Here is a 24,148-nt window from a genome sequence, read left to right as displayed (position 1 = left end):
CGCCGCACATGTACGAGCTCAACCGGGTCCGCCTCTACTCGATCGGACCGGCCGGCGCCCGATACGCCGACACGGTGCTCGACCTGCGCGGCGTCGGCGAGCCCGTCGCCGACCCGGCCCCCCAGCAGATCGGCCTCTTCGGCGAGGACACCGACGGCCCGGTCCGCCGCCCCGCCCCGGCCGGCGTGCTCTTCCTGGAGAACGGCGGCGGCAAGTCCGTCCTGCTCAAGCTGATCTTCTCGGTCATGCTCCCCGGCCACCGCAACACCCTCGGCGGCGCCAGCTCCGGCGTGCTGCGCAAGTTCCTGCTCGCCGACGACTGCGGCCACGTCGCCCTGGAGTGGCAGCACACCGTCACCGGCGAGTTGATCGTGGTCGGCAAGGTCAGCGAGTGGCGCGGCCGCCAGGTCTCCTCCGACCCGCGCAAGTTCGCCGAGACCTGGTACTCCTTCCGCCCCGGCCCGGGCCTCACCCTGGACTCGCTGCCGGTCGCCGAACGGGTCAGCCTGGCCGGTGACCAGAAGGTCCGCGGCCGCCGCCGCACCATGAAGGGCTTCCGCGACGCCCTCACCGAGGCCGGCAAGGCCCACCCCCACCTCGACCTGGTCTTCGAGGACGGCCACGACCGCTGGACGGAACACCTCGGCGAGCTCGGCCTCGACCCCGAACTCTTCCGCTACCAGCGCGAGATGAACGCCGACGAGGGCGAGGCCGCCGGCCTCTTCGCGGTCAAGCACGACAGCGACTTCACCGACCTGCTGCTGCGCGCCGTCACCGACACCCGCGACACCGACGGCCTCGCCGACCTCGTCCACGGCTTCGCCGCCAAGCTCGGCCGCCGCGCCGAACTCACCGCCGAACGCGACTTCACCGCCGGCTCGCTGGACCTCCTGGAACGCATCGTCGAGGCCACCGGCGCCCGCGAGACCGTCCGGGAGGCGCACCGCACCGCCGAGCGCCGCACCCGCCGCCTCGCCCACGCGCTCACCTCCCGCGCCGCCGCCGAACGCGACCGCGCCCAGGACCTCGCCATCGAGGTCGCCGCCGCCGCGGGCGCCGTCACCGCCGCCGAGGCCGACCGCACCCGGCACACCCTGATCACCGCCGAACTCACCCACCGGCACGCCACCCTGGGCCTCACCGCGGCCACCACCGAGGCCGCCGCGCTGCGCCGCGAACTCATCGAGGCCCGCACCCTGCACTCCGCCTGGCAGGCCGCCGAGGCCGTGCTGCGCCAGCGCGCCGCGGCCGACCGGGTCGCCCGGGTCGCCGTCGCCATCCGCGAGGCCGAACTCGACGCCGCCCCCGCGCTCGCCGCCCGCGCCCGCGCCGCCACCGCCCTGGCCCGCGCCCTGGAGGCCGCCGCCGCGGCCGCCGAAGGCCGCGCCGACACTGAGGAACAGCGCGCCGGGGAGCTCCAGGAGGACGGCGCCAAGGCCCAGTCCGACGCCACCGAGGCCGCCACCGCGGCCCAGAAGGCCCGCAGCGAGGCCGAGCACCTGCGCCAGCGCCTCGCGGAGGTCGAACAGGAGACCGCCGCCGCCGTCGAGGCCGGCTTCATCGACGCCGACGGCGACGTCGATCCGGCCCGCGCCGCCCTGCACGCCGCCGACGTCGAGAAGGCCGCCTGCGCCGCGCTCGCCCAGGCCCGCGCCGCCGCCGAGGCCGGCGCCACCCGGCTGCGCGAGGCCGCCGCCGCCACCGGCCGCGCCGAGCTCGCCGCCGAACGCGCCGGGGACGCCCGCCGGGCCGCCGACCGGGCGCTCGCCGCCGAACGGCGCACCGCCGCCCTGCTCGCCACCGAGCAGCGCCTCGCCGACCTGCTCTCCCTGACCCCCGCCCCCACCGAGTGGAACGAGGACGGCGCGGGCGTCGAGGAGGACGCCGGCTTCCTCACCCCCGACGTCCTGGACCGCAACGCCGAGTACCTGCGCGAACTCCTCGACGAGTCCATCGCCACCGCCGAGCGCACCCTGTTCGACCTGCGCACCGCCGCCGCCGACGACTCCCGCATCCTCGCCGCCCTCGGTGACGGCGGCCTGCTGCCGCCCGGCCCGGACGTCCTGGCCACCGTCGAGTACCTCGCCGAGCACGGCATCCCCGCCCTGCCCGGCTGGCGCTACCTCGCCCAGTCCGTCGACCCGGCCGACCACGAGGCGATCCTCGCCGCCCGGCCCGAACTCGTCGACGGCGTCGTGGTCACCGACCCGAGCTCGCTGGAGCGCGCCCGCGAGGCCCTGCAGGCCGCCGCCCTGCTGCCCCGCTCCACCGTCGCGGTCGGCGCCGCGGCCTCGCTGATCGCCCCGATCACCGACCAGCCCGCCTTCTTCCTGGTGCCGCCGAACCCGGCCATGCACGACGAGTCCGCCGCGGACGGCGAGCGCCGCGAGCTGCGCGCCCGGGCCGGCGCCCGCGAGGAGCACATCCGCGAACTCGCCGCCCGCCTCGGCGCCGACCGGGCCCTCGCCGCCCGCCTCGCCTCCTGGCACGCCTCCTGCCCGCCCGGCACCCTCGCCGAGCTCGCCGCCGCCGCCGGGGCCGCCCGTGAGCACGCCGAGCAGGCCGCCGCCGCCCTCGCCACCCTGCGCACCGACCACGACGAGGCCGAGACCGACCACGCCGTCGCCGCCGCCGCCCACGAGGAGCACAGGGAGAGCGCCCAGCGCGCCCGGCGCCGCGCCGACGCCCTCTCCGGCCTGGCCTTCCGGCTGCGCGAACGCCCGACCTGGGCCCGCCGCCAGCGCGAACTCGCCGAGGACGCCGCCGAGTGCGACCGCCGCCAGGCCGTCTGCGCCGAGCGCGCCCGCACCTGCGACGAGGACCGCCGCGCCGCCCAGCGCGCCGCCGACGACGCCCGGCGCACCGCCCGGACCCTGCGCGCCGAGCGCGCCGAGATCCCCGCGGCCGAGCAGACCGACGAGCCCGCCGATGCCGCGCCCGCCGCCCTGCCCGCCCTGCGCGAGGCCTACCGCGCCGCCTCCCAGCTGTACGAGAAGGTCGGCGTCGGCGCCGACCTGCGCGCCGAGCAGGCCCGCGCCGAGGGCGACGAGGCCGCCGCCGCGACCGAACTCGACCGCCTCACCAACAAGGTCCGCACCCGCGCCGAGGAGCTCCTCGGCAGCCCCGACGGCGCCGACGGACCGGCCCGCCAGGCCGCCGCGGCCCGCGCCGAGGACCTGGTCGCCACCATCGAGGCCCGCTCCGCCGCCGCCAGCGAGCAGCTCGGCCGGCTGCGCGGCGAGGCCGAGCGCTCCGCCCCCGCCGACGGCGAGGCGCACACCGAACTGCCCGAGGACCTCGTCCCCGCCGACCCGGAGCACGCCCAGGCCCTGCTGCGCACCGCCACCGGCCGGCTCGCCGAACGCCGGGAGGCGCTGGACGCAGCCCGTACCGCGCACGCCGACCTCCAGCGCACCTTCGACGCGGCCCAGGCCGCCGCCGCGGACTTCGACGAACTCGCCGGCCAGCTGCGCGACGGCCTGCGCGAGCACCAGGAGGACGACGGCCGGCCCGTCGAGCCGCACCTCGGCTCGCTGCCCGAGGCCCGCAGCACCGCCACCGAGGCCCGCCGCGCCCTGCGCACCGCGGCCGGCGAGCTGTCCTCCGCCGAGCTCGCCGTCCGCGACGCCTCCGACGCCCTCGTCCGGCACGCCAACGCGGCCCGGTACGAGGCCGTCCGCACCCCCGCCCGCCAGCAGATCCGCGAACTGCCCGCCGCTGCGCTGCCCGAGCACGCCGCCAGCTGGGCCGCCGCCTTCGCGCCCCGGCTGCGGGTGCTCACCGACGAACTCGCCCAGCTGGAACGCAACCGCGGGTCGATCGTGGACCGGCTGCGCGGCCTGGTCGAGTCCTCGCTCACCACCCTGCGCGCCGCCCAGCGGCTGTCCCGCCTCCCCGAGGGCCTCGGCGAGTGGTCCGGCCAGGAGTTCCTGCGGATCCGCTTCGAGGATCCGGACCACGCCACCCTGGTCGAGCGCCTCGGCGAGGTCATCGACGAGGCCACCCGCGCGGCCGTCAGGAAGAACAGCGACCTGCGCCGCGACGGCATGTCGCTGCTGCTGCGCGGGGTCGCCGCGGCGATCGGCCCCAAGGGCGTCAGCGTCGAGATCCTCAAGCCCGACGCGGTGCTGCGCGCCGAGCGGGTCGGCGTCGGCCAGATGTCCGACGTGTTCTCCGGCGGCCAGCTGCTCACCGCGGCCATCGCGCTCTACTGCACGATGGCGGCGCTGCGCGCCAACGACCGCGGCCAGTCCCAGCTGCGGCACGCCGGAACGCTCTTCCTGGACAACCCGATCGGGCGCGCCAACGCCACCTACCTGCTGGAGCTCCAGCGGGCGGTGGCCGACGCGCTCGGCGTCCAGCTGATCTACACCACCGGCCTGTTCGACACCACGGCGCTCGCCGAGTTCCCGCTCGTCATCCGGCTGCGCAACGACGCGGACCTGCGGGCCGGCCTCAAGTACATCTCCGTCGAGGAGCACCTGCGCCCGGGCCTGCCCGCGCCGCAGGACCCGGACGGCCCGGCCGTCCACGGCGAGATCACCGCCACCCGGATGTTCAAGCGCCCGGCGGAGGTGCCGGCCCAGGCCTGACCGGCCGGAACCGGTCCGGGCCCGGCGGCGCCCGGGCCCGGCGGCCGGTCCGCGCCGCCCCGGCCCGGTACCGGCCCCGCCCCGAACTGGCTAGCGTGACGGGCATGCTGACGATCGCGCACTTCAGTGACATCCACCTCGGCCAGCAGCACCGTCGGGACCGCGGCCGGCGGGCCAGGCGCCGGGCCGAGCAGGTCATGGCGTACCTCGACGCCCTGCCCGGCCCGCTGGACGCCGTGCTGGTCACCGGCGACCTCGCCGACCACGGCCTGGCCGCCGAGTACCAGCAGGTGGTCGAGGTGCTGGACTCCCGGCACCCGGTGCTGATCTGCCCCGGCAACCACGACCGGCGCGGCCCCTACCGGGAGGTGCTGCTCGGGGAGGCACCGACGGAGGAGCCGGTCAACCGGGTGCACCGGCTGCCCGGCGCGGACGTGCTGATGCTCGACTCGTCGATACCCGAGCGGGACGACGGCCTGCTCACCGACCGGACGCTGGACTGGCTGGACGCCGAACTGACCGCCGGGCGGAGCGATCTGCCGGCACTGGTGGCCTTCCACCACCCGCCCGTCGTGCTGCACCTGCCGACCGTCGACCGGATCCGGCAGTTCGAGGAGGAGCGGCTGGCCGCGGTGCTGCACCGGCACCCCCGGGTGGCGGCGCTGTTCTGCGGCCACTCCCACACCGCGGCCGCGGCCTCCTTCGCCGGCCTGCCGCTGCTGGTCGCCCCCGGCGTGGTCTCCACCGTCACGCTGCCCTGCGAGGGCGGGCGCGGCATCTCCTTCGGCCAGCCGCCGATGCTGGCCTTCCACGTCCTGGGCGACGAGCGCGCCCTGACCACCCACTACCGGGTCGTGCCCCAGGAGTAGATCCGCCGGACAGAACCTAGGGGCTCCGAGGCACGACCGGGCCCCGCCGGCCTCAGGCGGGCAGCCGGGGCCGGTGCTGCGGCGGCTGCCCGCCGGGCCGGGGGAGGGGTCGGGGGGCGAGCGGGTCGGGAGCGCGGCTGCCCGCCATCGGGTACGCGGAGCCCGGTGCGCGCAGCCGTTGGGCGGCGACCTGGCGGGAGATCAGGATCTCCAGCAGGCACCACATGGTGCCGAACACCCCGAGGCCCATCGCCATCAGCGCGGGCGTCATCAGCCAGCTGTCCGCGTACGAGGCCAGGGTCGCGACCATCACCCCCACCAGGGTGAAGGAGAGGCAGAGCACCGCCCGGACGGCGGCGGCGCGCACCTCGTCGGGAAGGCGGCGACGGCGGCGTGGCACGGACATCGAGCGACCCCCAGGCGCGGACTCGGCGGCGGGCACGGGACGGGCGCACACGAAACGCGCCCCCTCGCGACACTCTGCCCCGTCGCACCCGGACTACGCGTCAGAATCGACCGAACTGCCGCCAAATCGTGTGATCCGGGCCGATTCACCCGGCACCCGCGGCCGGGGTACCGCGGCCCGGCACCTCCCGGCCCGTCGACCGCGCTCAGCCCAGTTGCTGGTTGAGCTCCTCCAGCGCGCCGGTCACGATCGTCCGCATCCCCTGCTCGGCCCGGACGGCGTCCCCCGCGCAGATCGCCTCCGCGACCTCGCGGTGCAACCGGATCGCGTACGGCTCCGGTTGATGGGGCATCAGATGGTACTCGGTCCGCCCGGTGAGCACCGCCCCCACGGTGTCGCCGAGGTGGGCGAACATCTCGTTGCCGGAGGCGCGCAGCACGGTGGCGTGGAAGTCGATGTCGTGCCGGAGGAAGGTGGTCAGGTCGGCGGCCCGGGCGGACATGGTCAACTCGACGGCGAGCGCGCTGAGTCGTCGCCGGTCGTCGTCGCTCGCGTGGGCCGCGGCGAGCGCGGCGGCGGCCGGTTCGACGGCGACCCGCAGGGAGCCGAGGGAGCGCAGCTGGGCCGAGCGGTCGGCGCCGGCGAGGCGCCAGCGGATCACCAGCGGGTCGAAGACGTCCCAGACCGACTTGGGCTGCACGGTGATGCCGACCCGTCGGCGGGAGGCCACCAGGCGCATCCCCTCCAGGATCCGCACCGCCTCCCGGACGACCGTCCGGGAGACGCCGAAGCGGTCCTCGAGTTCCTCGCCGCGCAGTACCGCGCCCTCGGGGATCTCCCCGGACGCGATCGCCGGCCCGAGTTCGTCGAGCAGCCGGCCGGGCAGTCCCTGGATCTCCATCCGTCCAGCCTAGGGCCCGCCCCCGGCCTCCTCCCGGCCGCCTCCACTGCGACCCACTCCACAGCCCAAAAGTATGACGATTTGGTTTCCGAGACTTGAATACGTCATATCTTTGGGGCGATAGTGACGGCCAGGCAACGAAGGAGCACCACCCATGGCTCTCAGCGTCGAGAACCACGCCGTCCCGGAAGGCCCCCTCACCGTCGTGGTGATGGGCGTCTCCGGTGTCGGCAAGACCACCCTGGCCCGCCTCCTGGCCGACCGCCTCGGCCTCCCCTACGCGGAGGCGGACGACTTCCACCCGCCGGCCAACATCGCCAAGATGTCGGCCGGCGTCCCGCTGGACGACGAGGACCGCGGCCCCTGGCTGCAGGCCCTCGGCGCCTGGCTGGGGGAGCGGGCCCGGGCCGGCACCGGCGGCGTGGTCACCTGTTCGGCGTTGAAGCACCGCTACCGCGACACCCTGCGCGCGGCCTGCCCGGGCGCCTTCTTCCTGCACCTCAGCGGTGGTCACGAGCTGGTCGAGGACCGGCTCGTCCACCGCACCGGCCACTTCATGCCGCCGTCGCTGCTCGAATCGCAGTACGCCGCCCTCGAACCCCTGGGCGTCGACGAGCACGGCGCCGTCCTGGACGTCGGACCGTCCCCAGAAGAACTCGTCGAGATGGCCGTGGCGCTGCTGCGGCCGGTCAATGGAGACCTCGCGTGATGTCCCCCACCCTCCTCGCGGCCGCCCCACCGGCCCTGCCGCACACCGACAGCGACACCCAGCTGCTGGTGGCGGTCCTGCTCAGCATCGGTGCGATCGTCCTGCTGATCACCAGGCTGAAGCTGCACCCCTTCCTCGCCCTGACGCTCGGCTCGGGCCTGCTGGCCGCCGTCGCGGGCGTTCCCTTCGACAAGCTGCTGAGCAGTTTCTCCACGGGCTTCGGCGCCACGGTGGCCGGCGTCGGCCTGCTGATCGGCCTGGGCGCGATGCTCGGCAAGCTGCTCGCCGACTCCGGCGGCGCCAACACCATCGCGGACACCGTGCTGGCCCGGTCCGGGAACCGGGCGCTGCCCTGGGCGATGGCGCTGATCGCCGCCGTCCTCGGCCTGCCGCTGTTCTTCGAGGTCGGTGTCGTCCTGCTGATCCCGATCGTGCTGCTGGTCGCCCGCCGCGGCAACGTGCCGCTGATCCGGATCGGCATCCCCGCGCTGGCCGGGCTCTCGGTGCTGCACGGCCTGGTGCCCCCGCACCCGGGCCCGCTGGTCGCCGTCGACGCGCTGAAGGCCGACCTCGGGGTCACCCTGGCGCTCGGTCTGCTGATCGCCGTGCCGACCCTGATCGTCGCCGGCCCGCTGTTCGCCCGGGTCGCGGAGCGCTGGGTGGGCCCGTTGGAGATCCCGAAGGCCACCGCGCCGGAGGAGACGGCCCGGCCCGAGCGCACGCCGTCCTTCGGGGCGGTGCTGGCCACCATCCTGCTGCCGGTCGTGCTGATGCTCGGCAAGGCGCTCGCCGACGTGGTGATCGACGACCCGAAGGCGATGGTCCAGCGGGTGTTCGACTTCGTCGGCTCACCGCTGATAGCACTGCTCGCCGCGACCCTGCTCGGCATGCTGACCCTCGGCCGGGCGGCCGGGTTCGACAAGGCGCGGATCTCCGAGACCGTCGGCAGGTCGCTCGGCCCGATCGCCGGCATAGTCTTCATCGTCGGTGCGGGCGGCGGCTTCAAGCAGACCCTGATCGACGTCGGCGTCGGCAACGCGGTCAGCGAGTGGTCGAGCAAGTGGCACATCTCCGCGCTGCTGCTGGGCTGGCTGATCGCGGTCCTGATCCGGCTGGCCACCGGGTCGGCCACGGTCGCCACGATCACCGCGGCCGGCATCGTCGCCCCGCTCGCCGCGGACATGTCCTCGACCCACGCGGCCCTGCTGGTGCTCGCGATCGGCGCCGGCTCGCTCTTCCTGTCGCACGTCAACGACGCCGGCTTCTGGCTGGTGAAGGAGTACTTCGGGATGAGCGTCGGCCAGACGCTGAAGTCCTGGTCCGTGATGGAGACGGTGATCTCGGTCGTCGCGATCGCCCTGATCATGCCGCTCAGCCTGATCGTCTAGGCCCGTCCGCAGGGCCTGTCCGGTGCCCGGCCGTGGGGCCGGGCACCGGCTCGCGCAGGAAGCGCCGCCCGGGGGCGGCACCCGTACCGTACGGGTGCCGCCCCCGGGCGCGTCGCGGGCCCGGCGTCGCGGTCGGGGCCCGGCGTCGCGGTCCGGGCCCGGCTCAGCCCAGCAGCCCGGCGAGCACGGCCGCCGTCGCGTCCAGCAGGTCGTCGGCCACCGCGCCGCCGGCCGCCGTCCGGGCCAGCAGCCCCTCGCGCGCGGCCAGGATCACGGCGGCGGCCTGCCGGGCGGTGGCGCCGGGCGGCACCAGTTCCGGCAGCGCCCGCTCCAGCACCTCGGCCAGCGCCGCGGAGACGGCGTGGTCGTGCGCGGCGACCTGCTCCGCCAGCCCCTCGCTGCGGGCGGCGACCAGCCGGAACTCCAGGAAGAGCAGGATCCACCCGGTTTCCGCCGGTTCGACCCTCAGCAGCGCCTCGACCAGCACCCGGGCCCGTTCGGCCGGGGTGAGCGCGGCGCGGACGGCGGCCAGTTTCTCCAGTTCGGCCATCCGCTCGGTGGCCTGGTCGTCGAAGAGCGCCAGCAGCAGGTCCTCCTTGCCGGCGAAGTTCGAGTAGAAGGCGCCGCGGGTGTATCCGGCTGCGGCGCAGACGTCCTCGATGCTCGTCCGCGCGAAGCCGACGGTGAGGAAGAGTTCGCCGGCCGCGGCCAGCAGCCGGGCCCGGGTGTGGACGCGGCGGCGGGGCGGCTTGGGGGCGGTGGCATCGACGGGGGGCGGGTTCACAGCAGAACGATACATGGTGTATTCAATACAGGTCGTATTGAAACCGGGGAGGACCACCGCCATGAGCCGACTGCTGATCACCGACGCCCACCTGCTCCACCCCGAGGACGGCACCCGCACCGACCGCGGCTGGCTGGAGGCCGCCGACGGCCGGATCACCGCCACCGGCACCGGGCGACCGCCCGCCGCGGGCGAGGACGTCCGGGTGCTCGACGCCGCCGGCGCAACCGTGCTGCCCGGCCTGATAGACGCGCACGTCCACCTGCTGGTCACCACCCTCGACCTGCACGACGTCGCCAACTGGACCCCCGGCTACGCCACCGTCCGCGCCCTCGCCGAGGCCGAACGCATGCTGCGCCGCGGTTTCACCACCGTCCGCGACGTCGGCGGCGCCGACCACGGCATGGCCCGCGCCCTGGACGAGGGGCTCGCGCTCGGCCCCCGCCTGCTCCACGGCGGCAAGGCGCTCTCCCAGACCGGCGGCCACGGCGACCTGCGCCCGCGCGGGGACGACGCCCTGCCCTGCTGCGAGTCCCGCCCGAACTTCGGGCGGATCGCGGACGGCGTCGACGCCGTCCGCACCGCGGCCCGGGACGAGTTCCGCAAGGGCGCCCGGCACCTCAAGGTGCTGCTCTCCGGCGGCGTCGCCTCCCCGCACGACGAGATCGCCGCCGTCCAGTACAGCGAGGAGGAGATCCGCGCGGCCGTCGAGGAGGCGGAGAACCACAACCGCTACGTCACCGTGCACGCCTACCACCCGCGCGCGATCGACCGCGCCCTGCGCGCCGGGGTGCGCTGCGTCGAGCACGGCAACCTGCTGGACGACGGCACCGTCGCGCTGCTCCTGGAGAAGGACGCCTACCTGGTGCCCACCCTGGTCGCCTACGAGCAGACCGCACGGCTCGGGGCCCGCTCCGGCCTCCCGCCCGCCTCCCTCGGCAAGCTCGCCGAGGTCCGCGACCAGGGCCTCGCCGCCCTCGAACGCGCCCACCGCGCGGGCGTCAACCTGGTCTACGGCAGTGACCTGCTCGGCCCGCTGCACCCCGCCCAGCTCGAGGAGTTCACCCTCCGCGCCCGGGTGCAGCCGGCCGCCGACGTGCTCCGCTCGGCGACCACCACCGCCGCCCGGCTGCTCGGCCTGGAGGGCGAGATCGGCACCCTCGCCCCGGGTGCGCACGCCGACCTGCTCGTCGTGGACGGCGACCCGCTCGCCGACCTCGCCGTCCTCACCCGCCCCGACCGCCACCTGCGCCACGTGATCAAGGCCGGCACGCCCGTCTGACCGAACCGGAAGGGCGGACACCACCCTCGGGGCGTCCCTTGCTGCCCCGGCCCCGCTACCTCAGGACGACCTGCCAGCCGTCCCCGCCGTCCCGCCCCGCCGGCCGGAGCAGCAGCTCCTTGACCTGGCCGGTGGGAACTTGATGCGATCGTGACGGACGGCGCACCCGCCACAGCGGAAGGGCGGACACCCGGGAAACCCCGGAGTGTCCGCCCTTGGCACGGATCCGTCCCGCCCACGCGGTCGGCGCGCTTCGCGAGGCTGCGCCTACTCGCCTCCGCGCTTCGCCGCGAGGCTGCTCCTACTTGGTTCCGCGCTTCGCGAGGAAGGCCTCGACCTCGTCCCGGATCTCCGGCGTGTCCAGCCCGCGCACGGTCATCGTGGTGCGGCGGCGCAGCACGTCGTCCGCCGTGTACGCCCACTCGTTGTCGGCCGCGTAGGCGACCTGCGCCCAGACGTCCGGCCCGTCCTCGTGGATCGGGCGGCCCAGCTCCGGGTTCTCGTCGATCATGCGGGCGATCTCGAAGGAGAGGGTGCCGTAGTGGCTGGCGAGGTGCTTGGCCACCAGCGGCTCCATCCGCGAGCCGGGCTCGCGGTCGATCAGCAGCCGGTGCGCGACGGCGTTCGGCGCACCGACGCCCGGCAGCGGCACGGTCGCGGCGATCGGGGACATGTCCTCGCCGAGCGTGGTGCCCGGCACGTGGGCCAGCTTCTCCAGCACGGTGCGGCCGATGTGCCGGTAGGTGGTCCACTTGCCGCCGGCGACGGAGAGCATGCCGCCCTTGCCCTCGGTGACGACGGTCTCGCGCTTGGCGGCGGCGGTGTCGCCGGGGCCGCCGGGGAGCACCCGCAGGCCGGCGAAGGCGTAGGTGATCAGGTCGCGGTCGAGGTGCTCGTCGCGGATGGCGTGAGCGGCCTCGCCCATGATCTGGTCGATGTCCGCGTCGGTGGCCCGGACGTCCTGCGGGTCGCCGGTGTACTCCTCGTCGGTGGTGCCGAGCAGGACGTGGTCCTCCCACGGGATGGCGAAGGAGACGCGGTACTTGTCGATCGGGATGGTGAGCGCGGCGCGCCACGGCGAGCGGCGCTTGACGACGACGTGGGCGCCCTTGGAGAGGCGGATCGACGGCGCGGCGCCAGCGTCCTCCATCCGGCGCAGGTGGTCGACCCACGGGCCGGTGGCGTTGAGCACCAGGCGGGCGTCGACGCCGAACTCGGTGCCGTCCAGGCGGTCGCGCACCTCGGCGCCGGTGACCCGGCCGCCGGTGAAGCGCAGGCCGGTGACCTCGGCGTGGTTGAGCACCACGGCGCCGGCGTCGACGGCGGCGCGCACGGTCATCACCGCGACGCGCGAGTCGTTCATCTGGTGGTCGCCGTAGACGGCCACCGAGCGCAGGCCCTCGGTGCGCAGCGCGGGCACCTGCTGGGCGGCGTGGGCGGCGGTGGAGACCCGGCCCATGCCGTCGCGGAAGGCGGACAGCGCGGAGTAGAGGAAGACGCCGGCGCCGAGCTTGGGCGCGCTGTGCGGGCCGCCCTTGTAGACCGGCACGAAGAAGGTCAGCGGGTTGACCAGGTGCGGGGCCACGTCGGTGGCGAGCGCGCGGCGCTCCTTGTGGTTCTCGGCGACCAGCTTGACGGCGCCGGTCTGCAGGTAGCGCAGGCCGCCGTGGACGAGCTTGGAGGAGGCGCTGGAGGTGGCGCCGGCGAAGTCGCCGCCGTCGACCATGGCGACCTTCAGTCCGGCCTGGGACGCGGTCCAGGCGACGGCCGTGCCGAGGATGCCGCCCCCGATCACCAGCAGGTCGTAGGTGGCCTTGCCGAGCAGCTCGCGGGTCTCGGCGCGGGAGGCGGTGCGGCCGGCGAAGCGCTCGGCGCCCAGGGTCGGGATGGTTGCCATGGTGGTTGTGTACGGCGCGCGCGGGTCGGGCGGCGCCGTTACTCCTCTCGTGTGCGGTGCGGCCCCTGCGGGAGAGGCCGGTCGGCCCGGTGCGGCGGGCCGGTGAAACGGAACTTGCCGGTCGGGGCCCGGGGCCCCGACCGGCTCGTCGATCAGTCGGTCTCTTCCTCCTCCACCCAGCCCATGGTGCGCTCCACGGCCTTGAGCCACTTCTTGTACTCGCGCTCCCGGGTGGCCTCGTCCATGCGCGGGGTCCACTCGGCGGCGCGGTGCCAGTTGGCCCGCAGGGTGTCGAGGTCGTTCCAGAAGCCGACGGCGAGACCGGCCGCGTAGGCGGCGCCGAGGGCGGTGGTCTCGGCCACGTACGGGCGCTCGACCGGGGCGTCCAGGACGTCGGCGATGTTCTGCATGAGCAGGTTGTTGCTGGTCATGCCGCCGTCGACCTTGAGGGCGGTGAGCTCGACGCCGGAGTCCTTCTGCATGGCGTCGACGACCTCGCGGGTCTGCCAGGCGGTGGCCTCCAGGACGGCCCGGGCCAGGTGGCCCTTGGTGACGTACCGGGTGAGGCCGGCGATCACACCGCGGGCGTCGGAGCGCCAGTACGGGGCGAACAGGCCGGAGAACGCCGGGACGAAGTAGGCGCCGCCGTTGTCCTCGACGGTGTTGGCGAGGGTCTCGATCTCGGCGGCGGTGGAGATGATGCCGAGCTGGTCGCGCAGCCACTGGACGAGCGAGCCGGTGACGGCGATGGAGCCTTCCAGGGCGTACACCGGGGCCTGGTCGCCGATCCGGTAGCCGACGGTGGTCAGCAGGCCGTGGTACGAGTTGACGATCTTCTCGCCGGTGTTGAGCAGCAGGAAGGTGCCGGTCCCGTAGGTGGACTTGGCCTCGCCCTCGTTGAAGCAGGTCTGGCCGAACAGGGCGGCCTGCTGGTCGCCGAGCGCGGACGCGACCGGGACGCCGGCCAGGTCGCCGACGGCCTCGCCGTAGACCTCGGCGGAGGAGCGGATCTCCGGCAGGACGGCCATCGGCACGCCCATCGACTCGGCGATGCTCTCGTCCCAGGCCAGGGTCTTGAGGTTCATCAGCATGGTGCGGCTGGCGTTGGTGACGTCGGTGACGTGCTTGCCGCCGTCGACACCACCGGTGAGGTTCCAGATGACCCAGGTGTCCATGGTGCCGAACAGGATGTCGCCGGCCTCGGCGCGCTCGCGCAGGCCCTCGACGTTGTCCAGCAGCCAGCGGATCTTCGGGCCGGCGAAGTAGCTGGCCAGCGGGAGGCCGGTCTCGCGGCGGAAGCGGTCCTGGCCGACGTTGCGGCCGAGCTCGCGGCAGAGGCCCTCGGTGCGGGTGTCCTGCCACACCAGCGCGTTGTGCACCGGCTCGCCGGTGTTCTTGTCCCACAGGACGGTGGTCTCGCGCTGGTTGGTGATGCCGATCGCGCGGATGTCGTCCTTGGTCAGACCGGCCTTCTCCAGCGCGCCGCGGACGACGGACTGCACCCGGGTCCAGATCTCGGCGGCGTCGTGCTCGACGTAGCCGGGCTGCGGGAAGATCTGCCGGTGCTCCTGCTGGTCGACGGAGACGATCCGGCCGTCGGCGCCGAAGATGATGCAGCGGCTGGAGGTGGTGCCCTGGTCGATCGCGGCGATGTAGTTGCCAGTGGAGGTCATGGAGGGTCCTCGGCTCGGGGTTCGGGGGATACGGGGTGGGTGGGCCTGACGCAGGGGTCAGTCCCCGTGCTCGGCGGGTTCGAACCCGGCCTAGAACATCGCGTTGTACAGACCGCCGGCGAGCGCGCCGCCGATCAGCGGGCCGACCACCGGGACCCAGGCGTACGACCAGTCGGAGCCGCCCTTGTTGGGGATCGGCAGCAGGGCGTGCGCGATGCGCGGGCCCAGGTCGCGGGCCGGGTTGATGGCGTAGCCGGTCGGGCCGCCCAGCGAGAGGCCGATGCCGACGACGGTGAAGGCGACCATCAGGGTGCCGGTGCCGGTCTGCGAGAGCCCGGTGTTGGTGCCGATGGTGAGGATCGCGAAGCAGAGCACGAAGGTGCCGATGACCTCGGTGAGCACGTTCTGGACCGGGTTCCGGATCTCGGGACCGGTCGAGAAGATGCCGAGCGTGGGCTCCTGGTTGGCCTGGAACTGGCCGAGGTAGGTGGCCCAGACCAGAACGGCGCCGATGATCGCGCCGAGCATCTGGGAGCCCAGGTAGAGCGGGACCTGGCTCCAGTCGCCGCTCTTGATGGCGAGGGCGATGGTGACGGCCGGGTTGAGGTGCGCGCCGGACTTCGGAGCCGACATGTAGGCGGCGATCAGGACCGCGAAGCCCCAGCCGAAGGTGATCGCCAGCCAGCCGGCGTTGACGGCCTTCGACTTCTTGAGGGTCACAGCGGCGCAGACGCCGCCACCGAGAAGTATCAGGGCGGCGGTGCCGAGGGTTTCGCCGACGAAGACGTCGCCGTTGGAGAACGCGGACACAAAGACTCCCTTGTCCATATGGCCCGGAGGTGCGGGTGGGGGAAGGAGGCCGGGCGATCGCTGTGCGGGTGAGCGCATCGTGGGAGTGATCTTCCCGGCCATCGTTCGACAATGTCGACCGTCATGCGGAAGCTTCCTCCCCAGGTCGGCTCCGCGTCAAGCAGGGGTTACGCAGCTGTGACCCTTGCCTCGAAGTTACCCAGCGGAGCGCCCCGAACCGGGGCAAAACGCCAAGGCGCGGACAGGCCTCCAGCCCGTCCGCGCCTCAGCGTGACGAAAACGCCCCGGGTGTCAGAACCGCCCGGCGCCCAGATCGCGGGAGATCGCCCGCGCCGCGCTGCGCACCGAGGCCACCAGCGAGGGCTTCACGAAGCCGTCCTCGCAGACCCGCTCCACCGGGCCGCTGATGCACACCGCGCCCACCGGGTTGCGCCGCCGGTCCTGGATCAGCGCGCCGATCGAGGCGACGCCCTCCCAGGTCTCCTCCACCGAGTCCGCCCAGCCACGTTCCCTGGTCAGCGCGCTCTCGGCGTCCACGTCGGCCGCCTCGGTGAGCGTGCGCAGCGTGTACGGCTGGTACGGCCCGTCGCCCAACTCGCCGCGCGCGACCGGGTCGTAGGCCAGCAGCACCTTGCCCAGCGCGGTGCTGTGCAGCGGCTGCATCGAGCCCACCTCCAGCACCTGCCGGGTGTCGTCCGGCCGGAACACGTGGTGCACGATCAGCACGCCCTGCTGGTGCAGCACCCCCAGGTAGACGGTCTCGCCGGCCGCCCGGGCCAGGTCGTCGGCCCAGACCAGGGCCCGTGCCCGCAGCTCGTGCACGTCCAGGTAGCTCTGCCCCAGCCGCAGCAGCTCGGCGCCCAGCTGGTACTTGCCGCTCTCCGGGTCCTGTTCGACGAACCCCTCCTGCTGCAGCGTGCGCAGGATGCCGTGCGCGGTGCCCTTGGCGAGGTCCAGCGCCGTCGCGACCTCGGACAGGCCCAGACGGCGCTCACCGCCCGCCAGCAGGCGCAAGATGGCGGCGGCCCGGGAGAGCGACTGGATCGGGCCGGGCATGGGTACCTCCGCGCTGACAGGCGGTCGACATTGTCGACCGCAGTGGTGACGGGACGAGTCTGCCAGGCCCTCGGCCGTCCGTGCACCTTCCCCCTCGGTGATCCGCGTCGGATCCCCGTCAACCTGCGGCCCGCGCGCGCTGCGTCCGGAGCACCGCCACCTCCGCCGCCAGCGCGGCGATCCCGTCCGGGCCCACCCGGCAGCAGCCGCCCACCAGCCGGGCCCCGTCCGCCAGCCAGCCCCCCACCCGCGCCGAGCGGAACGTCGGCTCGCCGCGCCAGTCGCGCCCGGCGGCGTCCCACTCCTCCCCGCTGTTCGGGTAGACCACCACCGGCTTCCCGCTCACCCCGGCCGCCAGCGCCACCGCCCGGTCGGCGTCCTGCGGCGTGCAGCAGTTCACCCCCACGGCCAGCACCTCGTCCACCTCCGCCGCCAGCGCGAACGCCTCCTCCAGCGGCTGACCTGCCCTGGTCCGCCCGCCCGCCACGCTGAACGACAGCCAGGCCGGCACCCCCAGCCCGCGCACCACCTCCAGCAGCGCCCGCGCCTCCTCGGCGTCCGGCACCGTCTCCAGCGCCAGCACGTCCGGCCCCGCCGCCGCCAGCACCTCCATCCGCGGCCGGTGGAACGCCACCAGCTCCGCGGTGCTCAACCCGTACCGGCCCCGGTACTCCGAGCCGTCCGCCAGCACCGCCCCGTACGGGCCGACCGAGGCCGCCACCCAGCGCCGCCGGCCGCCCGGCTCGGTCCGGGCCGCCTCCCGGGCCAGCTCCACGCTGCGCGCCAGCAGCCGGGCGGCCTCCGCCCGGCCGGCCCCGCGCCGCGCGAAGCCCTCGAAGCTCGCCTGGTAGCTCGCGGTGATGGCGACCTCGGCCCCGGCCGCGAAGTACGCCCGGTGCGCCGCCACCACCGCCTCCGGCGCGTCCGCCAGCAGCCGGGCCGACCACAGCGCGTCCGACAGGTCGTGCCCGGCCGCCGCCAGCTGGTTCGACAGCCCGCCGTCCAGGACCAGGGGACCGGCCGCGAGCGCCGCGGCGAAGTCCGACGGGGGAGCAGTGGGCACGGCGGCCTCCTCGACGGTCGTTCCTGCTCACAGCCTAGGAGCCGGACGGCCCCGCCGGCCCGGAAAACCATTTGCCGCCCAGGAAAGCAGTCGCTACGTTGTGCTCAGCCAGAGAACGACAGCACCCCGTACGGCGGCGAGCGCGGAGAGGAGCCGGCCATGGCAGCGGACGACGCGTCCACCCAGCCCCCGACCGCGCCCGAGAACGAGCAGGAATGGCTCGCCGCCTACGACCCGCGCGCCTACGCCCCGATCGCGGTCACGGTCGACGTGGTCGCCCTGACCTTGCGCCGGGGCAGCCTGCACGTCCTGCTCGTCCAACGCGGCGCCCCGCCGTACCAGGGCTGCTGGGCCCTGCCCGGCGGCTTCCTGCGCGCCGGGGAGGAGAGCCTGGAGCAGGCCGCCGCCCGCGAGCTCGCCGAGGAGACGGGCCTGCTCGGCGGCTCCGAGGTCGAGGCCGCGCTCTGCCGCGTCCACCTCGAGCAGCTCGGCACCTACGGCGCCCCCGACCGCGACCCGCGCATGCACGTGGTCTCCGTCGCCTACCTCGCCTTCGCCCCCGACCTGCCCGACCCGGAGGCCGGCACCGACGCCGCGGCCGCCGTCTGGCACCCGGTCGCCGGCCTCGACCTGGGCGCCCCGTCCCCGGGCGGACCTCAAGCCGCCGGTGGGCCCGCCGACACCCACGGGGGTGGTGTCGGCGGCCCCACCGGCCCCTCCTCCCGCACGCTCGCCTTCGACCACGCCCGCATCCTGGCCGACGGCCTCGACCGGGTGCGCGCAAAGCTCGAGTACAGCCCGCTCGCCACCGCCTTCCTGCCCCACGACTTCACCATCCCCGACCTGCGCGCCGTCTACGAGGCCGTCTGGGACGAGAAGCTCCACCCCGGCAACTTCCACCGCAAGGTGCTCTCCGTCCCCGGCTTCGTCGAGAGCACCGGCGCCACCACCACCCGCGGCGGCGCCCGTGGCGGCCCCCGCGCCCGCACCTACCACGCGGGCGGCGCCAACCTCCTCCACCCCGCCCTGCTGCGCCCCACCCGTGAGCCCGAGCTCCCCTGACGGTCCGCCACCGGTCGGCCGCTACCATCCGGGCATGACCACCGACGACGCCGCCCAGCCGGTCAACCACCCCTTCTCGCACTGCCACTTCTGCGGCACCGCCTACCCGCCCGGCACCCGCGACTGGCCGCGCACCTGCCCCGGCTGCGCCGAGATCAGCTACCGCAACCCGCTCCCGGTCGCGATCACCGTCCTCCCGGTCACCCGGCCCGAGGCCGACCCCGCCCTCGTCGTCATCCGCCGCACCATCGAACCCGGCTACGGCGAACTCGCCTTCCCCGGCGGCTACGTGGACTTCGGCGAGACCTGGCAGCAGGCCTGCGTCCGCGAGCTCCGCGAGGAGAGCGGCATCCTCGCCGACGCGGCCGACGTCACCCTCTTCTCCACGGCCTCCGACCCGTACGGCCGCTTCGTCTTCCTCTGCGGACTGCTCCCCGCCCGCCCGCTCGCCGAGCTGCCGCCCTCGCACCCCACCGAGGAGACCGACGGCTGGCTGCTCGCCACCCCCGACACCCCGCTGGTCTGGGACTTCCACACCAACGTCTCCCGCTCCTGGTTCGCCGGCCTGCCCAACGCCCTCTGACCGCCCGACGCCCCCGGCCGACCCTGGCGCAGCGGCCGCTCACATGGCATGGTCTGCACCGACAGCCCAACCGGACGGGCCTGCCACAAGCACTCCCGTCCCCACCACCGGCCGGGAGACCACCACCGTGAGCACCCCCACCCAGGACCAGCCGCTCTGGCGCCCGAACCCCGCTCGCGCCGCCGCCACCAGCCTGGTGGCCTTCCAGGCCTGGGCCGCCGAACACCACGGCGCCCCGGCCGCCCCGCTGGCCCCGGCCGACGACGACCAGCAGGCCGCCCAGCGCTACGCGGACCTGCACGCGTGGTCCACGGCCGACCTCGACCGCTTCTGGACCGCGGTCACCCGGTGGTTCGACGTCCGCTTCACCGAGGCCCCCGAGACGGTCCTCGCCGACCCGGCCATGCCCGGCGCCCGCTGGTTCCCCGGCGCCCGCCTCAACTACGCCGAGCACGCCCTGCGCGCCGCCGAGCCCGGCCCCGACGGGGCGAAGTCGCCCGACGCCGACCGCCCGGCCGTCCTGCACCTCGACGAGACCACCGAGCAGCCGACCGTCCTCACCTGGTCCGAGCTGCGCCGCCAGGTCGGCTCGCTGACCGCCGCCCTGCGGGCCCGGGGCGTGCGGCCCGGCGACCGCGTCAGCGCCTACCTGCCGAACGTCCCGCAGGCCGCCGTCGCCCTCCTGGCCACCGCCGCCGTCGGCGCCGTCTGGACTAGCTGCGCCCCCGACTTCGGCGCCCGCAGCGTCCTCGACCGCCTGCAGCAGATCGAGCCCGTCGTCCTGTTCGCCGTCGACGGCTACCACTACGGCGGCAAGGACCACGACCGCACCGAGGTCGTCGCCGAGCTGCGCCGCGAACTCCCCAGCCTGCACACCGTCGTGCACGTGCCGCTGCTCGGCGCCCCGGCCCCCGAGGGCGCGCTGCACTGGGACGACCTGGTCGCCGACGACGTCGAACCGGTCTTCGAGGCCGTCCCGTTCGACCACCCGCTCTGGGTCCTCTACTCCTCCGGCACCACCGGCCTGCCCAAGGCCATCGTCCAGAGCCAGGGCGGCATCCTGCTGGAACACCTCAAGCAGGCCGGCCTCCACCTCGACCTCGGGCCGCGGGACCGCTTCCTCTGGTACACCTCCACCGGCTGGATGATGTGGAACTTCCTGCTGGCCGGCCTCCTGGTCGGGGCCACGATCGTCACCTACGACGGCAGCCCCGGCCACCCCGACACCGGCGCCCTCTGGTCGGTGGCCGCCCGCACCGGCGCCACCGTGCTCGGCACCTCCGCCGCCTACGTGATCGCCAGCCGCAAGGCAGACCTCCACCCCGGCCGCGACCTCGACCTCTCCGCCGTCCGCTGCATCGGCACCACCGGCTCCCCGCTGCCGCCCGACGGCTTCCGCTGGATCTACGACGAGGTCAAGGAGGACGTCTGGCTCGCCTCCGTCAGCGGCGGCACCGACGTCTGCTCCTGCTTCGTCGGCGGCGTCCCCACCCTCCCGGTGTACCTCGGCGAGATCCAGGCCCCCTGCCTGGGCGCCGCGGTCGAGTCCTGGGACGTCCGGGGCGAACCGCTCACCGACGCCGTCGGCGAACTCGTGGTCACCAAGCCGATCCCGTCCATGCCCACCGGCTTCTGGAACGACCCCGAGGGCACCCGGTACCACGACAGCTACTTCGACATGTACCCCGGCATCTGGCGCCACGGCGACTGGATCACCGTCACCTCCCGCGGGACCGTCGTCATCCACGGCCGCTCCGACTCCACGCTCAACCGCCAGGGCGTGCGGATGGGCTCCTCGGACATCTACGAGGTCGTCGAGCGCCTCCCCGAGATCGCCGAGTCCCTGGTCATCGGCCTCGAGGAGCCCGACGGCGGCTACTGGATGCCGCTGTTCGTGGTCCTCGCCCCCGGCGCCGCCCTCGACGACGACCTGATCGGCCGCATCCGGACCTCGCTGCGCACCGAGCTCTCCCCGCGCCACGTCCCGGACGAGGTGATCGCCGTCCGCGGCCTCCCGCACACCCTCACCGGCAAGCGGATCGAGGTCCCGGTCAAGCGCCTGCTCTCCGGCACGCCGCTGGAGCAGGCCGTCAACCCCGGATCCGTCGACAACCTCGACCACCTGCGCTTCTTCGAGCAGCTCGGCCGCGACCGCCGGTCCTGACCCACCCCGGGCGCGGCCGGTCCGCGCCGAGGAACGCCGAGAGGGGCGCCCCCACCGTCGTGGTGGGGGCGCCCGCGCCCGCGCCCCCCCCGCCCGGGCGCGCCCCCCCCCCCGCGGGGGGGGGGGCCCCCCCCCCCTCTCGGCGTTCGCTCCGGACGGGTGCCCGGGTCCGGACGGCCCGCAGCGGGCTACTCGCCGGACAGCACCTGCTGGGCCGCGGCCCGCGCCTCCTCGGCGCTGTCCGTGGCCCTGGCCGCCTCGGCCGCCCGACGGCACTGCGCCAGCGTGTACTTGGCGAGCGTCGACCGCACGTACGGGATCGAGGCCGAGCCCATCGACAGGCTGGTGACGCCGAGACCGACCAGCACCACGGCCAGCAGCGGATCGGCGGCGGCCTCGCCGCAGACGCCGCAGCTCTTGCCGGTCGTCCGCGCCGCGTCGGCGGCCGCGGCGACCAGGTCGAGCAGCGCCGGCTGCCACGGGTCCTGCAGACGGGCCAGCGCGCCCACCTGACGGTCGGCGGCGAAGGTGTACTGGGCGAGGTCGTTGGTGCCCAGCGACAGGAACTCGACCTCCTGCAGGATCGCCCGCGCCCGCAGCGCGGCCGAGGGGATCTCCACCATCGCGCCGAACTTGGCGTCCAGCCCGGCCTCCCGGCAGGCGTCCGCGAAGTCCTTGGCGTCCTTGCGGTCGGCCACCATCGGGGCCATCACCTCGAGGTGCACCGGCAGCCCCTCGGCGGCCGTGGCCAGCGCGCGCAGCTGGGTGCGCATGACCTCGGGGTTCTCCAGCAGGGTGCGCAGACCGCGCACGCCGAGCGCCGGGTTCGGCTCGTCCGCGGGGGTCAGGAAGTCGAGCGGCTTGTCGGCGCCCGCGTCGAGCGCCCGGACCACGACCCGCCCCTCCGGGAACGCCTCCAGCACCTTGCGGTACGCCTCGACCTGCTTCTCCTCGCTGGGAGCCTTCGCCGAGTCGTCCAGGAACAGGAACTCGGTGCGGAACAGGCCGACGCCCTCGGCGCCGTTCTCCAGCGCCGCCGGCACGTCCGCGGGGCCACCGACGTTGGCCAGCAGCGGCACGCGGTGCCCGTCCGAGGTCTGCCCCGGCCCGGAGGACGCGGCCAGCGCGGCCTTGCGCTCGGCGGCGACCGCCCGCAGCTCGTCCTGCTTCTCCCGCGAGGGCTCCAGCAGCACGTCACCGGAGCTGCCGTCCACCGCGACGACGGTGCCCTCGGCCACGTCGCTCGCCCCGGGCAGCGCGACGACGGCCGGCACGCCCATGGCCCGCGCGAGGATGGCGCTGTGGCTGGTCGGCCCGCCCTCCTCGGTGACGAAGCCGAGCACCAGCGTCGGGTCGAGCAGCGCGGTGTCGGCCGGCGCCAGGTCCCGCGCGAACAGCACGTACGGCTCGTCGCTGTCCGGTACGCCCGGCATCGGCACGCCCAGCAGCCGGGCCACGATGCGGTTGCGCACGTCGTCCAGGTCGGCGACCCGGCCCGCCAGGTAGTCCCCGGCGGAGGCGAGCAGCGCCCGGTAGGCGGCGAAGGCGTCGTAGACACCGCGCTCGGCGCTGCTGCCGACGGCGATCCGGCGGGACACGTCGGCCATCAGCTCGGGGTCCTGGGCCATCAGGGCCTGGGCCTCCAGGACGGCCTGCGCCTCGCCGCCGGCCAGGTTGCCGCGGGCGATCAGGTCCGCGGCGACGGCGTCCACGGCCGCCTGGGCACGGGCCTGCTCGCGCGGGGCGTCCTCGGTCGGGATCCGGGTCGCGGGGGGTTCCAGGACCGCGGTCCCCATGTGCCGGACCTGGCCGATCGCGACCCCGTGGCTGACACCCACGCCGCGCAGTGTCTTCTCCATATAGCTGTCTCCGCTGAGAGGAGCGGCCCCGCCGGGAACCGCTGAGTGCCGGGCCGCCCCGCAGGAGCTGCCGGGGCGGACGTGTGAGAGGAAGGGGTCAGCTCCAGCTGAACAGGGGGTCGCCGGAGACGGCCTCGCCGTCCTCCCGCAGGCCACCCAGCGAGTCGGCGTTCGCCTCCAGGGCCACGATCGGCGAGATCGGCGACTTGCCCGCGGCCTCGACGGCCGACGGGTCCCACTTGATGACGGCCTGGCCGCGGGTCACCGTGTCGCCCTTGTTGACGAGCAGCTCGAAGCCCTCGCCGTTCAGCTGCACGGTGTCGATGCCCAGGTGGGTCAGCACTCCGTGGCCCTCGGCGTCCACCACGACGAACGCGTGCGGGTGCATGGAGACGACGACGCCGTCCACCGGGGCGACCGCCTCGGTCGGGCGGCGCACCGGGTCGATCGCGGTGCCGGGGCCGACCATGGCGCCGGAGAAGACCGGGTCCGGCACGCCGGCGAGCCCGACGACCTTGCCGGTCAGCGGCGACGTCACAGTGGTCATGGTTGTGCCTCCCAAGTGCGCAGTACAGCGAGCGGCCGCGAGCAGCGGCGCGACGATCAACTGAAGCCTAAATCATGTCAACTTCGGACATCTGCTGACATTCCCGGGCGAAGAACCACGCCCTGCCCGGCCTGTCGGCGGGCGGCCCACCGGCCGCTAGTGGTCTAGTCCTCTGGCCGATGCGCCGCACTCTACAGGCATCTTGGCGAATCGGGACCATTGCTGTATATGCTCGCGAGAGCAACAAATCATGCCGCCGACCGGGTGACACCCGGTGCGCCTCGATTCGCACTCCGGCGGACGACCCGCTATGGTTGGTCGAGTCGCCGCGAGTCGGCGGTTAACACCAGGTTTCAGATGTGAAAACGTCCGGTAAACGGAACGGAAAGCATCTGGTAGGCTGGGAATCACGAAAGAACGAAGCGCCCGGAGGGCCTGCTGGAAGGCAGACCGAAGGAAGTGTCCGTTCCTTGAGAACTCAACAGCGTGCCAAAAGTCAACGC

18 protein-coding genes are annotated in these 24,148 nt (G+C 74.5%); 8 read left to right on the top strand and 10 right to left on the bottom strand.

What is annotated here, in order from left to right:
- Positions 1 to 8: 8 nt before the first annotated feature.
- Complete coding sequence (locus AB0N04_RS29250; protein ID WP_360218664.1) at positions 9 to 4,592, top strand: hypothetical protein; 4,584 nt, start codon at positions 9 to 11, stop codon at positions 4,590 to 4,592.
- A gap of 104 nt (positions 4,593 to 4,696) precedes the next feature.
- The gene (locus AB0N04_RS29245) at positions 4,697 to 5,461 is read left to right on the top strand and encodes a metallophosphoesterase (protein ID WP_360218667.1); all 765 of its coding nucleotides are present in this window, start codon (positions 4,697 to 4,699) and stop codon (positions 5,459 to 5,461) included.
- 52 nt (positions 5,462 to 5,513) lie between these two features.
- Here the strand turns inward: AB0N04_RS29245 and AB0N04_RS29240 are convergent, their stop codons facing one another.
- Both AB0N04_RS29240 and AB0N04_RS29235 read right to left on the bottom strand, forming a co-directional pair.
- Positions 5,514 to 5,867 (bottom strand): hypothetical protein, encoded by a 354-nt coding sequence (locus AB0N04_RS29240; RefSeq protein ID WP_360218670.1) that lies wholly within the window; start codon positions 5,865 to 5,867, stop codon positions 5,514 to 5,516.
- A 205-nt stretch (positions 5,868 to 6,072) separates the two neighbouring features.
- The gene (locus AB0N04_RS29235; RefSeq protein ID WP_360218673.1) at positions 6,073 to 6,768 is read right to left on the bottom strand and encodes an FCD domain-containing protein; all 696 of its coding nucleotides are present in this window, start codon (positions 6,766 to 6,768) and stop codon (positions 6,073 to 6,075) included.
- 154 nt (positions 6,769 to 6,922) lie between these two features.
- On the opposite strand from AB0N04_RS29235, the gene AB0N04_RS29230 reads away from it, so the two are divergent.
- Entirely contained in the window at positions 6,923 to 7,477 is a 555-nt protein-coding gene (locus AB0N04_RS29230; RefSeq protein WP_360218676.1) for a gluconokinase, read from the top strand.
- Positions 7,477 to 8,865: a gluconate:H+ symporter gene (locus AB0N04_RS29225; RefSeq protein WP_360218679.1), complete on the top strand. Its 1,389-nt coding sequence runs from the start codon at positions 7,477 to 7,479 to the stop codon at positions 8,863 to 8,865. The genes AB0N04_RS29230 and AB0N04_RS29225 overlap by 1 nt, the downstream gene beginning before the upstream one ends.
- A 163-nt stretch (positions 8,866 to 9,028) precedes the next feature.
- On the opposite strand, the gene AB0N04_RS29220 is transcribed toward AB0N04_RS29225, so the two are convergent.
- The gene (locus AB0N04_RS29220) at positions 9,029 to 9,649 is read right to left on the bottom strand and encodes a TetR/AcrR family transcriptional regulator (protein ID WP_360218682.1); all 621 of its coding nucleotides are present in this window, start codon (positions 9,647 to 9,649) and stop codon (positions 9,029 to 9,031) included.
- A gap of 61 nt (positions 9,650 to 9,710) precedes the next feature.
- On the opposite strand from AB0N04_RS29220, the gene AB0N04_RS29215 reads away from it, so the two are divergent.
- Positions 9,711 to 10,931: an amidohydrolase family protein gene (locus AB0N04_RS29215; protein ID WP_360218685.1), complete on the top strand. Its 1,221-nt coding sequence runs from the start codon at positions 9,711 to 9,713 to the stop codon at positions 10,929 to 10,931.
- A gap of 301 nt (positions 10,932 to 11,232) precedes the next feature.
- Here AB0N04_RS29215 and AB0N04_RS29210 read toward each other — a convergent pair whose 3' ends face one another.
- The 5 genes from AB0N04_RS29210 to mmuM form a co-directional block, all read right to left on the bottom strand.
- Entirely contained in the window at positions 11,233 to 12,828 is a 1,596-nt protein-coding gene (locus AB0N04_RS29210) for a glycerol-3-phosphate dehydrogenase/oxidase (RefSeq protein ID WP_360218688.1), read from the bottom strand.
- Between the two features lie 152 nt (positions 12,829 to 12,980).
- On the bottom strand, positions 12,981 to 14,501 hold the full coding sequence (gene glpK, locus AB0N04_RS29205; RefSeq protein WP_360218691.1) for a glycerol kinase GlpK: 1,521 nt from the start codon (positions 14,499 to 14,501) through the stop codon (positions 12,981 to 12,983).
- A gap of 90 nt (positions 14,502 to 14,591) precedes the next feature.
- The gene (locus AB0N04_RS29200) at positions 14,592 to 15,311 is read right to left on the bottom strand and encodes an MIP/aquaporin family protein (RefSeq protein WP_360218694.1); all 720 of its coding nucleotides are present in this window, start codon (positions 15,309 to 15,311) and stop codon (positions 14,592 to 14,594) included.
- 291 nt (positions 15,312 to 15,602) lie between these two features.
- Complete coding sequence (locus AB0N04_RS29195; RefSeq protein ID WP_360218697.1) at positions 15,603 to 16,367, bottom strand: IclR family transcriptional regulator; 765 nt, start codon at positions 16,365 to 16,367, stop codon at positions 15,603 to 15,605.
- Positions 16,368 to 16,485: 118 nt separating this feature from the next.
- On the bottom strand, positions 16,486 to 17,430 hold the full coding sequence (gene mmuM / locus AB0N04_RS29190; protein WP_360218700.1) for a homocysteine S-methyltransferase: 945 nt from the start codon (positions 17,428 to 17,430) through the stop codon (positions 16,486 to 16,488).
- 159 nt (positions 17,431 to 17,589) lie between these two features.
- On the opposite strand from mmuM, the gene AB0N04_RS29185 reads away from it, so the two are divergent.
- From AB0N04_RS29185 to AB0N04_RS29175, 3 genes are all read left to right on the top strand, one after another.
- Positions 17,590 to 18,492 carry an NUDIX domain-containing protein gene (locus tag AB0N04_RS29185; protein WP_360218703.1) on the top strand — a complete coding sequence of 301 codons (903 nt, stop codon included), beginning with the start codon at positions 17,590 to 17,592 and terminating at the stop codon, positions 18,490 to 18,492.
- A gap of 34 nt (positions 18,493 to 18,526) precedes the next feature.
- On the top strand, positions 18,527 to 19,075 hold the full coding sequence (locus tag AB0N04_RS29180; protein ID WP_360218706.1) for an NUDIX domain-containing protein: 549 nt from the start codon (positions 18,527 to 18,529) through the stop codon (positions 19,073 to 19,075).
- Positions 19,076 to 19,202: 127 nt separating this feature from the next.
- Positions 19,203 to 21,239, top strand: coding sequence for an acetoacetate--CoA ligase (locus AB0N04_RS29175; protein WP_360218709.1), 2,037 nt, complete (start codon positions 19,203 to 19,205; stop codon positions 21,237 to 21,239).
- Positions 21,240 to 21,427: 188 nt separating this feature from the next.
- Here the strand turns inward: AB0N04_RS29175 and ptsP are convergent, their stop codons facing one another.
- Together ptsP and AB0N04_RS29165 are read right to left on the bottom strand one after the other, a co-directional pair.
- Positions 21,428 to 23,098: a phosphoenolpyruvate--protein phosphotransferase gene (gene ptsP, locus AB0N04_RS29170; protein ID WP_360223429.1), complete on the bottom strand. Its 1,671-nt coding sequence runs from the start codon at positions 23,096 to 23,098 to the stop codon at positions 21,428 to 21,430.
- Between the two features lie 97 nt (positions 23,099 to 23,195).
- On the bottom strand, positions 23,196 to 23,645 hold the full coding sequence (locus AB0N04_RS29165) for a PTS glucose transporter subunit IIA (RefSeq protein ID WP_360223427.1): 450 nt from the start codon (positions 23,643 to 23,645) through the stop codon (positions 23,196 to 23,198).
- Between the last annotated feature and the right edge of the window lie 503 nt (positions 23,646 to 24,148).

Origin of the sequence: Kitasatospora sp. NPDC051702 (genome assembly GCF_040681575.1) — a bacterium.
Classification (GTDB): Bacteria; Actinomycetota; Actinomycetes; order Streptomycetales; family Streptomycetaceae; genus Kitasatospora.
The sequence above is the reverse complement of the archived record's forward strand: the minus strand, read 5'-3'. Positions and strand labels throughout refer to the sequence as shown.

What these genes read in the sequence shown, in the direction of transcription:
- AB0N04_RS29195 (WP_360218697.1), bottom strand. Translation starts at nt 16,367, where the DNA reads ATGCCCGGCCCGATCCAGTCGCTCTCCCGGGCCGCCGCCATCTTGCGC.
- AB0N04_RS29185 (WP_360218703.1), top strand. Translation starts at nt 17,590, where the DNA reads ATGGCAGCGGACGACGCGTCCACCCAGCCCCCGACCGCGCCCGAGAAC.
- AB0N04_RS29235 (WP_360218673.1), bottom strand. Translation starts at nt 6,768, where the DNA reads ATGGAGATCCAGGGACTGCCCGGCCGGCTGCTCGACGAACTCGGGCCG.
- AB0N04_RS29180 (WP_360218706.1), top strand. Translation starts at nt 18,527, where the DNA reads ATGACCACCGACGACGCCGCCCAGCCGGTCAACCACCCCTTCTCGCAC.
- AB0N04_RS29250 (WP_360218664.1), top strand. Translation starts at nt 9, where the DNA reads ATGTACGAGCTCAACCGGGTCCGCCTCTACTCGATCGGACCGGCCGGC.
- AB0N04_RS29230 (WP_360218676.1), top strand. Translation starts at nt 6,923, where the DNA reads ATGGCTCTCAGCGTCGAGAACCACGCCGTCCCGGAAGGCCCCCTCACC.
- glpK (WP_360218691.1), bottom strand. Translation starts at nt 14,501, where the DNA reads ATGACCTCCACTGGCAACTACATCGCCGCGATCGACCAGGGCACCACC.
- AB0N04_RS29210 (WP_360218688.1), bottom strand. Translation starts at nt 12,828, where the DNA reads ATGGCAACCATCCCGACCCTGGGCGCCGAGCGCTTCGCCGGCCGCACC.
- ptsP (WP_360223429.1), bottom strand. Translation starts at nt 23,098, where the DNA reads ATGGAGAAGACACTGCGCGGCGTGGGTGTCAGCCACGGGGTCGCGATC.
- AB0N04_RS29240 (WP_360218670.1), bottom strand. Translation starts at nt 5,867, where the DNA reads ATGTCCGTGCCACGCCGCCGTCGCCGCCTTCCCGACGAGGTGCGCGCC.
- AB0N04_RS29225 (WP_360218679.1), top strand. Translation starts at nt 7,477, where the DNA reads ATGTCCCCCACCCTCCTCGCGGCCGCCCCACCGGCCCTGCCGCACACC.
- AB0N04_RS29215 (WP_360218685.1), top strand. Translation starts at nt 9,711, where the DNA reads ATGAGCCGACTGCTGATCACCGACGCCCACCTGCTCCACCCCGAGGAC.
- AB0N04_RS29245 (WP_360218667.1), top strand. Translation starts at nt 4,697, where the DNA reads ATGCTGACGATCGCGCACTTCAGTGACATCCACCTCGGCCAGCAGCAC.
- AB0N04_RS29165 (WP_360223427.1), bottom strand. Translation starts at nt 23,645, where the DNA reads ATGACCACTGTGACGTCGCCGCTGACCGGCAAGGTCGTCGGGCTCGCC.